The organism is Marinitoga lauensis (genome assembly GCF_004135675.1).
GTDB classification, from domain to species: Bacteria; Thermotogota; Thermotogae; order Petrotogales; family Petrotogaceae; genus Marinitoga; species Marinitoga lauensis.
Window position 1 is genome coordinate 72099 of the sequence record NZ_QHLX01000001.1, and the last position, 17208, is coordinate 89306.

The following is a 17208-nucleotide window of genomic DNA, read 5'->3' on the forward strand; positions in this document are numbered from 1 at the left end:
GCCCCTCGCTAAATTAATAATATTCTATTAACTAATTTTTCTTCAAAATTTTCATCATATGCAACTTCAATTATTTTTCCGTTTTTCAGACTGATAATATAACCTTTGATTGGATTTTCAAAATCTTTTAATAGATACATATAAAATTGCAGTTGAAATTTATAATCTTCAATCTTTTTAGAGTTATTTAAATCAGAATATTTATAATCCAATATTTCTATATTATTATTTTCATCAAAAACAACTCTATCTGGAACTCCAAAAATCATATATTCCTTATTTTCAATCACTTTTCTTTTTACCAATCTCCACTCTGTTTTGAACTTTTTATATGAAAATAATCTTTTTATTAACTCATTATCAAGTTTTTCAGGTAATTTTCCTGCTTTAATTAAATATTGAATTTGACTAAAATTATTTACACTCTCCATTAATGAATGCAATTCAGTGCCTTTTAATAAAAATTCCTGTTCTTTAAAAAAATCATATTCTCCTATTGTTACATATCCTTCTTCTGTTAAATCATCAGAATTTTCTTCTTTTTTTAATTCGTTTATTATATATGTTGGAGCAATATACTTTTTATATGCTAATTCAGTTAAATCACTCAAATTTTTTTCATTTATTTGAGTTTCTTTTTTTACCTCTTTATTTTTAAGATCTATTTCCTGAACATCTAAATCATTTTCTGAAATTATATCTCTGGCTTCATAATTTAATTTCATAAATAAATCTGAATAATATTTAATATTATTAGAATCGTTTTTTTGTGGTTTGATTATTGGAATCAACATTTCTTTTGGTCTGGTTATTGCAACATACATTAATCTTAAAGCTTCCGTATCTTCAAGAAATTTATTAATATCAAATATTCTGGTAAAGTCTTTCCCTAACTCTATTCTCAATTTATCTTTTATATCCCTGGTAATTCAGGATTATTTTTTATTTTCTTAAAAAATAGTTGTTTTAAAACAAAGTATCTTAAATTATTTTCAGGTAATGAAAATTCTATATTTTCTTTAGAAATTTTCTTATCAGAACCTGCTTTTTCATCTATATTTAAACTTATTCCTTTTCCCAAACTTCCAAGTATTACAATTGGAAATTCAAGACCTTTAGATTTGTGAATAGTCAATACTTTTACTACATTTTGCTTTTCATCTTCTATTGCCGCTTCACTTTCAGATACCTCTGACGTTTTCTTTAATAATCTTATTAATTCTGCAAAAGAAACGGCTAATGTGTTATATTGTTCTGCTTCATTAATTAGTTTTTTTACATTTGCAATTGCGTAATGAGAATCTGGTAATAACGTTAATTTTGAGAAGTAATTATTTTCTGTTATAATACCTTTTAATATATGTGTTGGTTTTAAGTAATATCTTAATTCAACATACTTTTCTAATACCTCAAATCCTTTTATTTCATCTTTATTTAAAATTGATTTATTTTTTTGAACTGTTTCGTATAATGATTTATATTTATTTTCTCTTTTTTTCTTAATTATTTCATTTAATTTTTGAAAAGTAATTCCAACCATTAATGACATCATATAACTGGTAAAATTAAAGTCATTATGAGGATTTTGAATAGCGTATAATGCAGAAAAAACTGTTTGAACTTCATTTTTATCATAAAAAGATTTACTTCCAAGTATGTAAAATGGTATATTAAACTTCTTAAACGCAGCTCTAATTCCTTCTTCCGAATTTTTTAAATCTCTCAGTAATATTGCAATATCTTTATATTCTATTTCTTTTTCTTCAAAAACTATTTTACCATTCTTTCTTTTTCTGAACTTCATCTTTTTTCCAATCAAAGATTTTATGGTTTTAGCTATTGTTTCATACTCTTCTTTTTGAGTTGAAATAACGTATTTAATTCTATATTTATCCTCTTTTTCTCTGGAAATAGAGGGAATTATATCATTTTCATCAATTTTTTCATAATCTGAAGTATCTTTATCATCACTAAATAATAGATTTTCGAAAATATCCCTATATTCCTCTTTTACTTCTTTATATCCATCTAAAGTCTTTTCGCTAAATAACACTTTTTCTGAAAATTCATTGGCAAATTCCACAATTTCTGCATTAGAACGTCTATTAACCCTTAACTGGAATTTACTATTTTCATCAAATTCATTTTCTGTAACTGCAAAAACAGAAACATCTGCTCCTCTAAATCTATATATAGACTGTTTTCTGTCACCTACATAAAAAATATAATTCTTTTTATCTTCATGAATATTATCAAATAATGCTTTTTGAAGAAAGTTAGTATCCTGATATTCATCAACAATAATATATTTAAATTTATTTTTATATTTTTCTTTTATTCTTTCATCTTTTAATGTTTCAAGGGTTTTATCAAGAACACCTTTAAAATCAAATTGAAACTGATCGGTTGTGTATAAATTGTATATTTCCTGGGCTATAAACACGGATTTTTGAAATAGCCATAATACATCATTATAATCCTTATTATATAATTCAAATGGAGGAATAGAACTCATTTTCATTTCAGTTCTCCAATTTTTCAACGTTTCTAATAATACCTTTTTAAAGGTATCCAATCCCAATTCCTGAAGTATGTATTTCAAAGATGAATTAAATTTTTCTTCGTTTCCTAATAATTCGAATATTATTTTTTTTACTACTTCTCTTCTTTCAAGAGGTAAGAAATATGTAATTTCATCAATATCTGTATTTTTATTTTCATATAATAAAAATAGTATTTTTAATGTATTATATACCGATTTTTCTATTTCAATGTCCATTCTTAATTCATTTATTATTGTAAAATTTGGATCTACACCTATTGCAATATTGTTTTCCCTTAGAATTCTTGAACAAAAACTATCTATTGTCATTATCCATGAATGATTTAAATTTGTTTTAATCTGTCGCCAATATTTATAATTTTTTCCACTTTCTATCTTTTCATCTATTTTTTCCAGTATCCTTTCTTTCATTTCTCCTGCAGCTTTATTTGTAAAAGTAACCGCCAGGATATTTTGAACTATATCTGGATAATTTTCTTTTTCATATTTTTCCAGTATAGCTATATAATATTGAGTTATTGTATATGTTTTTCCTGTTCCAGCAGATGCGGATATAAAATAATTTTTATCTAAATTCTTTTTCATTTTGTCTATATCAAGAACTTCTATCATCATTTTCACCCCGTAATTTTAAAAGGTCATTTTTTGTTAAATGTTTCCTTTCTTTAAAAGAATATTTTCCATTCCAGCTCATTAAACTGCATAATTTATAATATTCACACTTATTATTCCAGCCAATTTTACAGGCATAATATTTTTCCTTCGCATTTTGATTTTTATAACCTTTTAATTTAAGATAATCTAAAAATCTATATTTTAACTTTTTTTCATCATTAATAAAAACAGGATAATATTCTGAATTTTTTATTGCATCAATAATTTCATTGATCCAATTTTCAAGTTCATTTAATGTTACTTTTTCATACGATTTTGAATTTCCAAAATATTTAATATATATATAATCCTCCTCAATTTTTATCCAATTTAAAGATGTATATTTTTTTCTGTTGTTTTCACTCATTGGCATAAAACTTAAAAATATTGATTTTTCATTTAGCTTTTCTTTCCAGTCGTTATTATTTATAAGCGTTAAATAATAAAATAATAACTGATCTGTTTGATAACTTTCGCTATTTTTATAATCAATTACTGAATAACTAATATTTTCATTATTGTGTTTTGGAATAGCTTTTATATTTCCCTTTTCGTCATATTCTTCATTAAAAATCAGGTCCTTATCTAAAATATCTATTCTATCTATTCTTGCGAAAAGATTATAATTATTATATTTTCCTGAGATTGAAGATTCAGTTTCTAAAACTTTATTATATAAAATACTGTTATTTCCTTTATATAGAATATATTTATTTACTAAAATTTCTACGACATTTACTAATTCATTAGAAATATTCTCTATTTCAATTTCTTTTACAACTTTGTATGATCTTAATTCCTCAACTCCAGAATTATCCCATTCTTGAAGCGCAATTGTTTTTATTTCATTATATAGTTTTTCTTTATTTTGTATTAAACCTTTTATGTTATTATATGTTGGATATTTGTCAAACAAAACCTTCATTATTCGATGTTTTAAATTACCGATATAGAATATTGAAAAATCCTTATTCGTTATTATCCTGGCTACATTACTTAAATAATATTTAAACGGGCAATCCACATAAGTGGATATTTTGTGATGACTGATTTCACCAATTTTTGTTTTATCATTTAATTTCCAATTTATATTATTTTTCTTATCTTCAAGATTTTTTATTTCATCAATTATTTCTTTTATACCTGTAACTTCTGAATTCAATTTATTATAAGAAAAATACAATGCGGCCTGTTCGAATGAATATATTTCATCTGGATTTTCTGGAATTATTTCCTCACTTTTAATAAAGAATGGATATTCTTCTATTTCACCTATTATTTTTTCTAAATCTTTTTGATATGGCGATATCAATATTTCCTCTCCAGAAAGTGTTGCCTTTGGATAGGTAAATATCACATTATCAGAAAAAAGCATGGATATAAACAGATTTTCTCTGAATTGTAATTCAGAGATTTTTGAATAATTATTAGTTTGTGTTATTTGGGATAATAATGGATTTATAGCAATTGAAGGATAATTCTTATCTGTAAAGGCTACAAATATTTTATATTTTTTATATACAAACCTTGAATCATTTAATGTAAAAATCTCTACCGTATTTGAGTATCTTTCAGAAATTCTATATTTTTCTGTTTCAATAAGACTGACAAGAATATTATAAAATTTTGAAAGTTTTATATTACCCTGTATCAATTTTTCTAAGTTTCTCTCTGTTTTTAACAATAATTCCTGAAATTTATATAATGCATTAAATTCACTTTCAACCTTTTCTATATTCGCAATATTTATTATTCCTTCGTTTAACCATTTACTTAATAACTTTCTATAATAACTTAATTCAAAGTCATTTCTGTCTATTTCTTCTAATAATTCAAATAAATTTTTAAATATTACATATAATTCTTCTAATTCCGCATTTAACTTTTCTAATCTTTCTTTTTCATCGGATTTTTCTAACTCCAATTTAACATCATTTAATTTAGTATCTATTGTGCTTAACCATTTGCTTTTTCTTGATTCAAGTGATGATTTTGGATAATCATAATATAAATTTAAGCTCTTTAACAACGCTTCTATTTCATCAATGGATAGGGATCTTTCGCCTCCATATCCTGCTTCTATAAGAGCGAGCAAGTCTTCTATTTCATATCCCGAATATTTTGTCTTTAATGGTAATAATAATTTAGTAACGATAATGCTTTCTGAGAGAGGTATATCATTTTTCAATCTATATGGAACTTTTAATTCTTCAAAAAATTCTGCAAAGGCATTTGCAGTTTGTGTATCTGGAACTATTATTCCAAAATCTTGAGGTTGATAACCTTCGTATACAATTTTTCTCTTTATTTCTTTTGCTAGATTCTCTATTTCTAAAACTGTATTCTTAAAATGGTAATTATAGAAATTTATATGTTTAAAAAGCGTTTTTATATTTTTTCTTCTTGAATCAAATTTAAACCCAGAGTCTTTTAAAAAGGTTATTATTTTTTCAAGACTTTTAAATGAGTCTTCATTGATTGGATTCCAGGCAAAAAAATATACATTATCAAACATGTTAAATAACTCTTTTAATACCTTTGTAAGTATAGGTGGAATATCAAAAAAACCACTTATTACAAGTGTTGTTCCAAGTTTATGCTCTATTTTAGGAAAATCCTCATAAAACCATTTATATATACTGATTTGATCATAATTTTTGTTTAAAGTTTTTGAATTATCAAACTTTGCATTTAATATATCTTCAAGTTTTTCTTCAAGATATTTATATAATCTAAAAAGATTATCATCACTTTCCATATCTCTATCTATTTCAGCATATAATTCATTATGAGAAATAGTTTCTTTATCTTCAATTCTTGATATTTCCCATTTTTTTTCAAATATTTCAAGAAGATATTCTATTGATTGTTTTGATTTTGAAAGTGTTTTTAGATAATTTTTAAATTGAGGATTATTCTTTTCTTTTTCTATTAAATCCTCTAATTCTTTTGCTATATATGCTTTTAAAAAATCCCTATCTATAAAAACAGAAGAAGGTTCATATCTTCTAAACATTTCTACTGCATATTGATTTATAACTCTAAAAGCATCTCTATTTAATGTTTTATCGAGTTTTCTCGCAACGCTTTCCGCTACTTGCTTAACATAATCACCAGAAGGTCCTATAAAAAGGAAATTCATAGGATCATATTCATAATATGGAATTATAAAATCAGCCAATTCCTCAAAATGTGTCTTTTTTAATTCAATTAATTTTACTTCTTTCATAATAACCTCCAGATTTTTAAATATAATATTATGAATCTTTTTCTGATAAGCTTAAAAATACTTCATTTTCCAATAGCTCTTCTTTAATTTTTATATATTCTTTTAAAATGTTTTTTTCATTGTTAAAACTTTCTACTTTTTTTATTATTTCTTTTTGTATCCCTATTGGTGGAATTGAAACAATAAAATCTTCTAATACTCTTTTTTTATTATCTTAACTATTTTTCCATGTGAATTTTCTTCAAAATATTGCTTATTATATTTATTATTAAGTTGTAACAATAAAAATTCAGGATATAAATCAAGAATCGTTATTCTTATATTGAAAAAAATCTGTGAGGATATTAATCTTTCAACATCTTTATCAATTAATGTAGCATAAAAGTTAGTTCCCTTTGCTCTGAATATTATATCCCCTTTTTTTAAAAAATATTTCTCTATATTTCTGTTTTTATCATATATAGCTCTCGATAATTCATTATATGAAATCTTATTTTCCTTAATATTTTTTGGTTTAATATATAAAATATCACCATCTTCCATCTCTGTTAAAGATGGTGATAAAAATATATTTGATATTTCTTTTAATTTGTATTTTTTCATACAACCACTCCTTTAGATAAAAAGCAGGAACCTTAAAGAGCCTTTAATCTTGAATTATAAGTCTTGAGTCTTATCTCCTTTACCCATCAAATGGATTCAACCATAGAAATAAAATAAAATGAGTCTTGAAGATGGTTAAAAAGGAAACAATAAAATTGCCTTTAATCAGGTTCCTGCCGAAGCGGATCATAAAACAACCTTAAGAAAGGTTATTCATAATCCACTTCAATTGTCCAATTATTTTTTTCCACTACTTTTTGTATGTTTCTCTTTTCTTTTTTATATTTCTTTATTTTTTCACTAATTTCATTTATATTCTTTTTTTGTTGTTCAATCATTTCATTAATTTCTTTCATATTTACATGTTCATCATCTCTTTTATATCTCAATTCATCTTTTTTATCTTCAATATAATTAATTAGTTTCACTTTTACTTTATCTAATTCATTAATAAATACTTCATAGCCTTCCATCATTTTTATTAAATCTACAAGCTTATATTTTTTATCATTAAAAATAACTTCACTTTTTGAATTTACTTCAAGAATTTTAGATTCTATTTCTTTTTTCTTAAAAATTAATTTTTCCAATTTAGAAACAAGTGTTTCAATTTCTTCATTACTAATACCGGTTGAAATTCTAAAAAGAGTACTTATTTCTTCTTCTACTGTTTTAATTTCTCTCATGTAATCGTTTTTTAATAAAATTAATTCCTGTAATTTCAAAATCTCACCTCCATTTACAGTATATATTATACTGCAAAAACATTAATTTGTCAAGTTAATTTAGAAAAAAGTTACTTTTATTATGTTTGTTTTTTAGAATTTTATCATATATAATAACAAAAACTCATAATAATTAGGATTATAAAAATAACCGGGAATTTTCCCCGGTTATTTTATCATAATTTCTCCTGAGTTTGACAGCGATTTCATGATTTTTGAAAAATCGAAACGGTAGAATGCGGGTTTGCGACGATGAAAAGGGTGAAAATTGGGGGTTGAAAAATTTTTGTAGTGACACAAATATTTTTAACAATAGCGTTATATTCTTGATTTCATAATATTTTTGTGGTATAATAAGTAATGGTATTATGAAATCAAGAGGTGATTTTTGTGTTTTTGAGAGTAGTTAAAAATAACAAAGGTGTTGAATATTTAAGAATTGTTGAAAGTTATAGGGAAAATGGTAAGATAAAGCAAAGAACTGTTGCAAACTTAGGAAGGATTGACTCTTTTAGCGAAAATGAAGCGAAAAATATAGTAAATAAACTCATACAAATATTTGATTTAAAAAATTATATTGATATAGAAGATATAAAAAAGGCACCGGATAAAAAGAATTACGGAGCCAAAGTAATAGTAAATAAGATATTCGAAAGATATGAGATGAAAAGATATTTTGAAAGACTGGATAAAGAAATAAAATACAATGCAGAAGAGATGCTAAAAATAATGGTGATGAATAGAATAGTAGAACCGAAAAGTAAATTGGGAATATTTAATAATTTAGAGTATTTTGGATATAACAAAGTGGAAGTTAAAAAAGAAAAAGACCTGGAAGAAAAAGATGTAATGCTGCACTGGTTATACAGAACATTGGATATATTGGCAGATAATAAAGAGTCGATAGAAAAACATATGTATAATCAAAGGATAAGTTTGTTTAATACAACGGTAGATTTAGTATTTTACGATGTAACGACATTAGCGTTTGAAACACAACAAACAAATGAAATATTACAAATGGGATATTCAAAAGATAAGAAATTTAATGAATCACAAATAGTATTAGGGATGTCAATAGATCAGGATAGAATGCCAGTTAGTTTTGATATATATGCAGGAAATACATTTGAAGGGCATACATTTAAAGATTCAATAGAAAAAATGAAAAAAGAATATCAATTAGGAAAAGTAATAGTAGTAGCAGATAGAGGAATGATGAGTAAAAAAAATATAGAAGTAGTAGAAAATTCTAATTATGAATTCATAGTAGGAAAATCAATAAAACAAATAAAAAAAGTAAATATATTTGAAGGAGAATTCATAGAACTAGCAAAAGGAATAAAATATAGAGAAGTAGAATATGAAAATAAAAGATTACTCATAATATATTCAGAAGAAAGAGCCAAAAAAGACAGAGCAGATAGACTACGATTAATAGAAAAAGCGAAAAAAATGTTAGAAGAAGGAAATATAGATTCAAAAAGTAAAAGAGGAGCGAAAAAATATTTAAAAGAACAGAATAAACAAAATTATATACTGGACATAGAAAAAATAGAAAATGATGAAAAATACGATGGATACTATGGAATAATAACAAACACAAAACTATCTCCAAAAGAAATATTAGAACAATATCATACATTATGGAAAGTAGAAGAAACATTTAGAACATTAAAAAATTATCTTGAAACAAGACCGGTATTTCATTGGACACCAAAAAGAATAAAAGGACATATTGTAATGAGTTTCATATCTTACATAATTCAAAGAACACTAGAATTAGAACTGGAAAAAAATAATGTTGAATACTCTCATGAAAAAATAAGAGAAGCTATTAAAAATATGGAATACATTGAATTTAAAACACAAAAGCAACATCTTGTAGCGAGAATGAATTTAAATAAATTAGGACAAAGAATATTAAATACATTAAATATTCCTGTACCAAAAATAATTTCACCCTATACAGAATTCAAAGAAAAATATAAAATTTAGGGGTGTAATGACACTTTTGTATTTAATAAAAAATTAACAATTGTTGTTTTTTAGAATAATTCTGCTTTTTAGAATTTTATTGAAAAAAATACTGTCAAACTCAGGAAAATAACCGGGAATTTTCCCCGGTTATTTTATCATAATTTCTACATTCTTTTTATCAAATGCAATTGCCACTTTTATTATTTTTTCTATTCCATAACTCTTTATTTCTTTTTCATATCCCTTTTCTTCTATCTGTTTTATTCCTATTTCTGCACTGTCTTTTAAATCCCTTCTTTTATGTAATGTTTTTTGAATTCAAATATTATTCCTGGTTCTTTTTTTCTTTTGGGATTAATATTACATCTGCTCTTCCATATCCCGCTTCTCTGTTGCTTTTTACTATGTATTTTTTGCTTAATCCCACTACCATTCCAAGTATTAGTCCATGATAGAATCTTTCTGGTTCTTCTCTACTTACATCAAAATAACTCAATGTTTCTTCCACTATTTTTTTTGAATTTGTTTGTAAATTCTTTATATTTCCCAGGATTATATCCAATATTATATTTTCCAGATTTATTATTGTATAAAAAATAAAAACCCGGATTTTTAAAAATCCGGGGTTTATATTGTTAATAATTATTTTTTATCCTTATCATACCCTGTTAAGTAGAAATCTATACCCTGTGCAGCTTTATGACCATCTGCAACACCGTGAATAATATCTGGACCATGAACGATGTCACCACCAGCAAATAACCATGGAACACCAACAACATGATTATATTCATCTGTTTTTATTCTTCCTCTTACTATTTCTATTTTTTCTTTAATTTCTTCTGGTAAATATGAATAATCTGGCATCTGACCTATAGATTCTACAACCATATCTGCTTCAATTTCTAAAATTTGTGATTCATCATATTTAGGATTGAATCTTCTGTTTTCGTCAAATATTGACAATACTTTTTTGAATCTTGCTTTTTTACTTTATCTCCTTCTGTTATTATTTCAATAGGACCCCAACCTGGATGGAAGATTACTCCTTCTTCTCCACCCTCATGTTTTTCATCCCAATCTGCTGGCATTTCATCTAAACTTCTTTCTAAACTTACTACATGAACTTCTGATTTTCCATATTCAATATTTTGTAATCTTACCATTGTTCTGGCAACGTCCATAGCAACGTTACCTCCACCAATTACAACTAATTTTTTTGGAATATATGGTTTTGGCCCATCGCCAATTATATAATATTTCATTTCTTTTAATACAACCATAGCCTGTTTTACCATTGGATGTTCTGTTCCTGGAACACCTGTAGATCTACCTAATGTAAATCCTGAAGATAAGAATACAGCATCATAATTATCTTTTAATTCTTCTAAAGTTACATCTATTCCAACTCTTGTATTTAATCTGAATTCAACGCCTAATGATTCGATATATTTCCAATCTTTTTCAAATGATTCAAGTGGTAATCTATAAACAGGACCTCCGTAATTTAATACACCACCTGGTCTTTTTTCTGCTTCAAATACTGTAACTTTGTATCCCATTAATACTAAGTAATATGCTGCTGATAAACCTGCAGGACCTCCACCAACTATTGCTACTTTTTTATCTACCTTTTTAATTATTTGTTGTTCATGCTTTAAAATTTCATGATATTCTTCTGCAGGAATTTGATCAACGATATATCTTTTTAACCATCTTATAGATACTGCCTCACCTCTATGACCAATAGTACATGCAGTTTCACATCTGTGAGTACACATCTTACCACAAACTAATGGTAATGGATTTGTTTTATATAGCCATTTTAAACCTTCTTCTACATTATCATCATAAACTGTTCTAATATAATCTGGTATATCCATATGTGCTGGACATGTCTTTGTACAAATACCACAATCAACACATCTTGCAGCTTCTTCTATCGCCTGTTGTTTTGAAAATCCTTTTACAACTTCTAAGAATGATTTCTTTCTTGTGTCTGCATCAAGAATTTCCATAGGAACTCTTTCTAAATCAAGTAATTCAGAATCATCTGTTCTTTGATATGCTTTTTCAACTTCTATATGATGTATTCCATCTTCTTTTGGTAGAAAGAAGAATGAGTTTGGATCATTTGATAAATGAACATATTCTTTTGACATGTTTAATGAACCCGTAGTGCAAATATCAACACATAAACCGCAGAAAGTACATCTTCCATAATCAAATGCTGGTCTTTCTGGCTTTGATCCTTCTTCATCAGGTAATTCAGGTATTCTTATCATATTTATTGCTTCTGCAGGACATATTTTTGAACATGTTCCACAACCTATACATTTTTCCCAATCATTTGTATGAAAACCTCTATAATTATCTGCAGCTTCTCTTGGATTTTCTATAACATCTTTTAATGGAATTGTTACTGGCTTTTTTGTTAAATATTTCCAAGCTTTAGCTGGTGAAAAGAAGCTTTTGTTTATATCAGACATTTTCTCACCTCACCTACCTATCAATTTCTGGAGCACATACGCCCATAGTATCTAACCAAATAGCAACATCATCAATTCTTGTACCTGGTAAATATTTTTCAATTCCCAATAATCCCTGTGGGTATGAAGCTCCTCTAACTGCAATTCTATATGGCATGTTTGAACCATCTGAAACAATATAATATCCATATTCTCCACGAGCACATTCAATATGACTGAATACCTGTCCTTTAGGCACTCTCCATCTTAAAGCACTACCTCTTGATATTCTTGCTCTTACTGGACCTTCTTTAGGCATTTTATCTAATACCTGTCTAATTATTCTAATACTCTGTTGTATTTCTTTATATTTTATAGTTAATCTTGTATATGCATCAGAATATGTAGCAGTTGGTACTTCAAATTCAACTTCCTCATATCTTGCATATGGATCAACTTTCCTTATATCATATGGTTTTCCTGATGATGATCTTAATCCAATACCTGTTACTCCAAGTTCCCAACACATTTCCTCAGTTAAAATAATATTATCTATTGTTCTGGCTTGAACCATTGGATTTTTTAATATTAAATCATCATATTCTGGCAATCTTTTTTCTAAATAATCTAAGAAATTTTCAATTTTCTTTTCAATTCCCTTTGGAAGGTCTTTTCTAACCCCACCAGGAACAATATACATATGATATACCCTCGCACCAGTTATTTCTTCAAATATATCAAGAATCAAATCCCTATCAGCAATTGCCCAGTTAGGGCCTGTATATAATCCAGTAGGACCTCCAATACCACCCATGGCCATTAAATGATTGGCTATTCTTGCTAATTCTAAAATAATCATTCTTATCCAATGTGCTCTTTCAGGAACATCTACTTTTGCTAATGTTTCAACACCCATTGCATATACCATTTCATTTATATCTGGTTCAGGAACACAAATTCTTGGTATCAAAGCAAGATTGTTCATCCATAATCTTCTTTCCATTAATTTTTCAAATCCACGATGAAGCATTCCAGGTAATGGTCTTGCTTTTTCTACAATATCACCATCAACATATAAATGAACACTAAAATTACCATGCATACCAGGATGATTAGGACCTAAAAATAACTTTACCTGTCTTTTCATTCTGCTTCACCTTCTTTCGGAATAAAATCTACCTTATATTCCCTTACATCAAATTTCTTTTTAGAATATGCTAAAGGATCGAAATCTTTTCTCAATGGTGGAATATCATCCCATAATTCAAGGAATAATTCTTTTTCGTGGTTTGGATTACCTTCAAAAGACACTCCGAAAAATTCATGTACATCTCTTTCATACATTTCTGCTCCAGGATATATGTTAATAATCGTTTTGAATTTAGGATTATTTCTATCAATTTTTGTTCTTACCTGAACAGTAACTGAATTATCCCAGTTCATTAATATATATACAAGTTGAAATTTATTTTCTTTTATCCAATCAACACATGTTAATAATGTTAATTGTCTCCAACCTTGAGATTTTAAATAAGATAATGCCGTATGTACTTCTTCATTTTTTAAATCTATCGCTATTTGGTTTTTCTTTACTATTTCTATATTTTCAGGATTTAATTCTGATTTTATATTTTCAACAATATTATTCATGGAATTCATCTTTTACATACACCTCCCCGAGGGCACGAACTTGGTTCTTTTTATACCAATCATAATATTTTTGGTACCTTTTCCAACCTAATGCTTCACCCTTCTTAATCATATTCATTAACTTTTTGAATCCACTCATTACTGCCTCAGGCCTTGGCATACATCCTGCAATATATAAATCAACAGGTAAATAATAGTCAAGTCTTGAGATAACAGCATATGAGTCGTAATAAACACCACCGTTTAAGGTACATGATCCAAAACCAACTACATATTTTGGATTTTGCATTTGTTCATAAGTATAAATTATTCTTCTTAAGGTTTTTACACTTAAATATCCTGTTATTAATAAAACATCAGCCTGTCTAGGAGTTGCCATTGGAGCCATACCAATTCTTTCCATATCAAATCTTGATGTCATTGTTGGAGGTAATTCCATAGCTCCACAACCTGTACAATAGTGCAACATCCAGATTGATTTACTTCTAAATATATTTCCAAATTTTTCCCAGAATGTTAATGTATCTCTACAATCTAATTCATTAACATCTATTTCATTTATTTTATCTTCATTAAATTTTTCATTTTCTAAAGCCATATGCTCACCCCAAACCGGTGAATATTACAATTGCTGTTTGAATAAATGCCAATGCTAATGGTACTTTATAATAAAATACTACTAATTGATCAATTTTAAACCTTGCCACAACAGATGCAATCATGGTTGCTAAAATATATACGATAAAATATTTTATTAAGAATGCTAATAATGTTCCTCCACCCAAGAATAAGTTTACGAATAATCCTACTTCAACAAATGTTGCAAACTCGTGTTGTAACATTAACATACCTAAATGCTTTCCACCATATTCTACCAACGGACCTGATGCGATTTCTGCTGGCGCTATAGGTGCATCATATGGCTTCTTGCCAAGCATACCCATTAATGATATGAATCCAACAATTACTCCTAAAGGCATTCTAAACATGTTCCATCCTAATATTCCCATACCTTGTTGGGCTAATGCTATAGCATGAATTGATGCTGTTTTATTTGCATAAATAATAGCAAATACAGCCATTATATATGGAATTTCATAGGCTAACATTTGCGTTAAAGCTCTCATAACTCCAATACTTGCCCATGGATTACCTGATCCAACAGCACTCATAGCCATACCCAATGAACCTACTGCTAATAGGTAAGTGATAACAAAGAAATTATCTAATTTATCAAAAACAACTATATGACCAGCGGGAATAAATATTAAAGTTGCTATTGTCCCACCTAAAGCCATTAATACTCCAAAATCATATATAAATCCATGAGAAATTGAACTTTTACTCCAGGTTTTAAATAAATCAATAAAGTTCTGATACCATGGTGAACCAACTCTTCTATGAATTCTAGCTGTAACTTTTCTTTGAATACCTGATAAAGTTATTTGCCAGAAGAAAGCCAATAACACCAATCCTGTAGCTGTTAAAAACGTACTCATATTTTATCACCCCACATAAATATAGCAGTTATCACTATTGAAATCCAGAATACTGTAAATGCTGGATTTTCATTAAAGAACCATGTTTTTACTAACAACCCTAATTCTTTAAACCTTAACGCAATTGCATCATAGAATTTTTCAACTGAAGGATGATTTTTATATAATCTTTCAAATGGGGCATAATAATTTGATGAATAATGGTATAAGTCTGGATTATGAATAAATTCTGCACTTGTATATGTATCCATTAAATCCACTGATTTTGCTTTTGGTAATACAAAATACAATATTGTAGCTATGATAAATCCAATAGTGAATACAAGAGTTACGGTCCATGAATCCCACATACCATTAGGAGTTAAAATCTTTGTTCCATCTACTCCTATTGCTGGTAAATTTAAAGATGTTTGAATTTTAGCGATATATTTAAGCATTAATCCAGGATATACACCATATAATATGGTTAAACCAGAAATTATTAACATTGGTAATTGCATCCAGAAAGGAACTTCTTTAATATCTTTATGTTTAGGGGATAATTGTCCTAAAAATGCACCTGCTAATGGTCTAAAAACATACATAAATGAACCAACACTACCGAAGAATGCTGCAAATGCGATAAACATATTACCTTTTCTCAATAATCCCTGATATATTAACCATTTTGAAGCAAATCCACTCATTGGAGGAATACCTGCTAATGAAATAATTGCAATTAAATATACTGTAAATGTAACAGGCATTCTTTTAATTAAACCACCTAATTCTGAAATTTTAGTTGTTCCAGTTCTGTAAGCAATAGCTGCAAATGCTAAAAACATTGCTGCTGAAGCCATAGCATGATTAAATACGTGCATTACACCACCAGCAAATGCTGTTTGATCAACCATTGCTAAACCTATTAATATATAACCACTATTACTTACTGTTGAATAGGCAATTAATTTTTTAGCATCATCTTGTTTTATAGCCATTAATGTACCTATTATAATACTAATTGCTCCTAAAATCATTAATATATAATTTTCATATGGGTTATTTAATATTTGTAAGTGGTTTGCAAATACTTTTGATGTTGGCAATACTGCTGTAATTAAAAATGCTATAAATCCACCCATTTTTACAAGACCACCTGATAATACAGGTGAGAATGTATGTGGAGCATTACCGTGGGCTATAGGTAACCATGTATAGAATGGGAAAATACCTAATTTTGTTAAACCTGCCATAACAATTAAGAAAAAGAATAATGTTGCCATTTTTGGATCTGTAGATAATTTGTTTATTACTGTACTAATTTCAAATGTTCCATATTTTACATTTAATAACAGTAATGCATATAACATTGCAAAGGAGCCAATTGTACTAATTCCATAATATACAACTGTTGCTCTTCTTGATTTTCCTAAAGGAATTATAAACATCGAAGACCATACTACTAATTCCCAGAAAATGAATAATGTTAAGAAATCTTTAGAATAAAATACGCCTAATGTTCCACCTAAGGATAATAAGTAAAATAAGTTATATGCTGCTGGATGTATAACCTTTTCCATCCAATATGGATTAAAGAATGAAACCATTGAATATACAAGAACCATTACAATTGAAAAGAACCATGCATAATTTGATGTAACTAAATCTAATGAATAATTTCCATAATTAAATACATTAAATACATCCCTGAAGCATCCTTTAAAGTGTAAATTACAAATAAAGCAACTAATGAAATAATAACTGTTAACCATGCACCTGCTTTACTATTTGCTTTACTTACAAAATAAGTTACTATACTACCCAATAATATGAATAAGATTAAAGTATTTAAAGCCAC

The 17208-nt window shown here is 27.2% G+C and carries 14 protein-coding genes and 1 pseudogene; 1 reads left to right on the forward strand and 14 read right to left on the reverse strand.

Features of this window, described 5'->3' with window-relative positions:
- Nucleotides 1-8: 8 nt before the first annotated feature.
- From DJ007_RS00335 to DJ007_RS00355, 5 genes are all read right to left on the reverse strand, one after another.
- The gene (locus DJ007_RS00335; protein WP_129407843.1) at nt 9-905 is read right to left on the reverse strand and encodes a PD-(D/E)XK nuclease family protein; all 897 of its coding nucleotides are present in this window, start codon (nt 903-905) and stop codon (nt 9-11) included.
- Between the two features lie 8 nt (nt 906-913).
- Complete coding sequence (locus DJ007_RS00340; protein WP_129407844.1) at nt 914-3178, reverse strand: UvrD-helicase domain-containing protein; 2265 nt, start codon at nt 3176-3178, stop codon at nt 914-916.
- Nucleotides 3159-6446, reverse strand: coding sequence for a PD-(D/E)XK nuclease family protein (locus tag DJ007_RS00345; protein ID WP_129407845.1), 3288 nt, complete (start codon nt 6444-6446; stop codon nt 3159-3161). The genes DJ007_RS00340 and DJ007_RS00345 overlap by 20 nt, the downstream gene beginning before the upstream one ends.
- Before the next feature lie 192 nt (nt 6447-6638).
- Nucleotides 6639-7049 (reverse strand): restriction endonuclease subunit S domain-containing protein, encoded by a 411-nt coding sequence (locus DJ007_RS00350; RefSeq protein WP_129407846.1) that lies wholly within the window; start codon nt 7047-7049, stop codon nt 6639-6641.
- Nucleotides 7050-7258: 209 nt separating this feature from the next.
- The gene (locus DJ007_RS00355) at nt 7259-7774 is read right to left on the reverse strand and encodes a hypothetical protein (protein ID WP_129407847.1); all 516 of its coding nucleotides are present in this window, start codon (nt 7772-7774) and stop codon (nt 7259-7261) included.
- Between the two features lie 390 nt (nt 7775-8164).
- Here DJ007_RS00355 and DJ007_RS00360 point away from each other — a divergent pair, with 390 nt between their 5' ends.
- Nucleotides 8165-9772 carry an IS1634 family transposase gene (locus DJ007_RS00360; protein WP_129407848.1) on the forward strand — a complete coding sequence of 536 codons (1608 nt, stop codon included), beginning with the start codon at nt 8165-8167 and terminating at the stop codon, nt 9770-9772.
- Nucleotides 9773-9901: 129 nt separating this feature from the next.
- Here DJ007_RS00360 and DJ007_RS19730 read toward each other — a convergent pair whose 3' ends face one another.
- The 9 genes and pseudogenes from DJ007_RS19730 to DJ007_RS16635 all read right to left on the reverse strand — a co-directional run bounded on the left by DJ007_RS19730 (nt 9902) and on the right by DJ007_RS16635 (nt 17208).
- A complete protein-coding gene (locus DJ007_RS19730) occupies nt 9902-10072 on the reverse strand; it encodes a PD-(D/E)XK nuclease domain-containing protein (RefSeq protein WP_368359304.1) in 171 nt (56 codons plus the stop codon).
- 7 nt (nt 10073-10079) lie between these two features.
- On the reverse strand, nt 10080-10316 hold the full coding sequence (locus DJ007_RS18545) for a PD-(D/E)XK nuclease domain-containing protein (protein ID WP_276318587.1): 237 nt from the start codon (nt 10314-10316) through the stop codon (nt 10080-10082).
- An 80-nt stretch (nt 10317-10396) separates the two neighbouring features.
- A pseudogene (locus tag DJ007_RS00370) lies at nt 10397-12243 on the reverse strand (FAD-dependent oxidoreductase).
- A gap of 13 nt (nt 12244-12256) precedes the next feature.
- Nucleotides 12257-13369: an NADH-quinone oxidoreductase subunit D gene (locus DJ007_RS00375; RefSeq protein ID WP_129407849.1), complete on the reverse strand. Its 1113-nt coding sequence runs from the start codon at nt 13367-13369 to the stop codon at nt 12257-12259.
- Nucleotides 13366-13881, reverse strand: a complete 516-nt coding sequence (locus tag DJ007_RS00380) for an NADH-quinone oxidoreductase subunit C (protein ID WP_129407850.1) — start codon at nt 13879-13881, stop codon at nt 13366-13368. The genes DJ007_RS00375 and DJ007_RS00380 overlap by 4 nt, the downstream gene beginning before the upstream one ends.
- Nucleotides 13865-14470, reverse strand: a complete 606-nt coding sequence (locus DJ007_RS00385; protein WP_206075981.1) for a NuoB/complex I 20 kDa subunit family protein — start codon at nt 14468-14470, stop codon at nt 13865-13867. Before DJ007_RS00385 ends, DJ007_RS00380 begins: the two co-directional genes overlap by 17 nt.
- Nucleotides 14471-14474: 4 nt before the next feature.
- The gene (locus DJ007_RS00390) at nt 14475-15371 is read right to left on the reverse strand and encodes a respiratory chain complex I subunit 1 family protein (RefSeq protein WP_129407851.1); all 897 of its coding nucleotides are present in this window, start codon (nt 15369-15371) and stop codon (nt 14475-14477) included.
- Nucleotides 15368-17101, reverse strand: a complete 1734-nt coding sequence (locus DJ007_RS00395) for a proton-conducting transporter transmembrane domain-containing protein (RefSeq protein WP_240739200.1) — start codon at nt 17099-17101, stop codon at nt 15368-15370. The genes DJ007_RS00390 and DJ007_RS00395 overlap by 4 nt, the downstream gene beginning before the upstream one ends.
- Nucleotides 17017-17208 carry a hypothetical protein gene (locus tag DJ007_RS16635; protein ID WP_240739125.1) on the reverse strand — a complete coding sequence of 64 codons (192 nt, stop codon included), beginning with the start codon at nt 17206-17208 and terminating at the stop codon, nt 17017-17019. The genes DJ007_RS00395 and DJ007_RS16635 overlap by 85 nt, the downstream gene beginning before the upstream one ends.

What these genes read in the sequence shown, in the direction of transcription:
- DJ007_RS00345 (WP_129407845.1), bottom strand. Translation starts at nt 6,446, where the DNA reads ATGAAAGAAGTAAAATTAATTGAATTAAAAAAGACACATTTTGAGGAA.
- DJ007_RS00340 (WP_129407844.1), bottom strand. Translation starts at nt 3,178, where the DNA reads ATGATGATAGAAGTTCTTGATATAGACAAAATGAAAAAGAATTTAGAT.
- DJ007_RS00375 (WP_129407849.1), bottom strand. Translation starts at nt 13,369, where the DNA reads ATGAAAAGACAGGTAAAGTTATTTTTAGGTCCTAATCATCCTGGTATG.
- DJ007_RS00350 (WP_129407846.1), bottom strand. Translation starts at nt 7,049, where the DNA reads ATGAAAAAATACAAATTAAAAGAAATATCAAATATATTTTTATCACCA.
- DJ007_RS00380 (WP_129407850.1), bottom strand. Translation starts at nt 13,881, where the DNA reads ATGAATTCCATGAATAATATTGTTGAAAATATAAAATCAGAATTAAAT.
- DJ007_RS00385 (WP_206075981.1), bottom strand. Translation starts at nt 14,470, where the DNA reads ATGGCTTTAGAAAATGAAAAATTTAATGAAGATAAAATAAATGAAATA.
- DJ007_RS00390 (WP_129407851.1), bottom strand. Translation starts at nt 15,371, where the DNA reads ATGAGTACGTTTTTAACAGCTACAGGATTGGTGTTATTGGCTTTCTTC.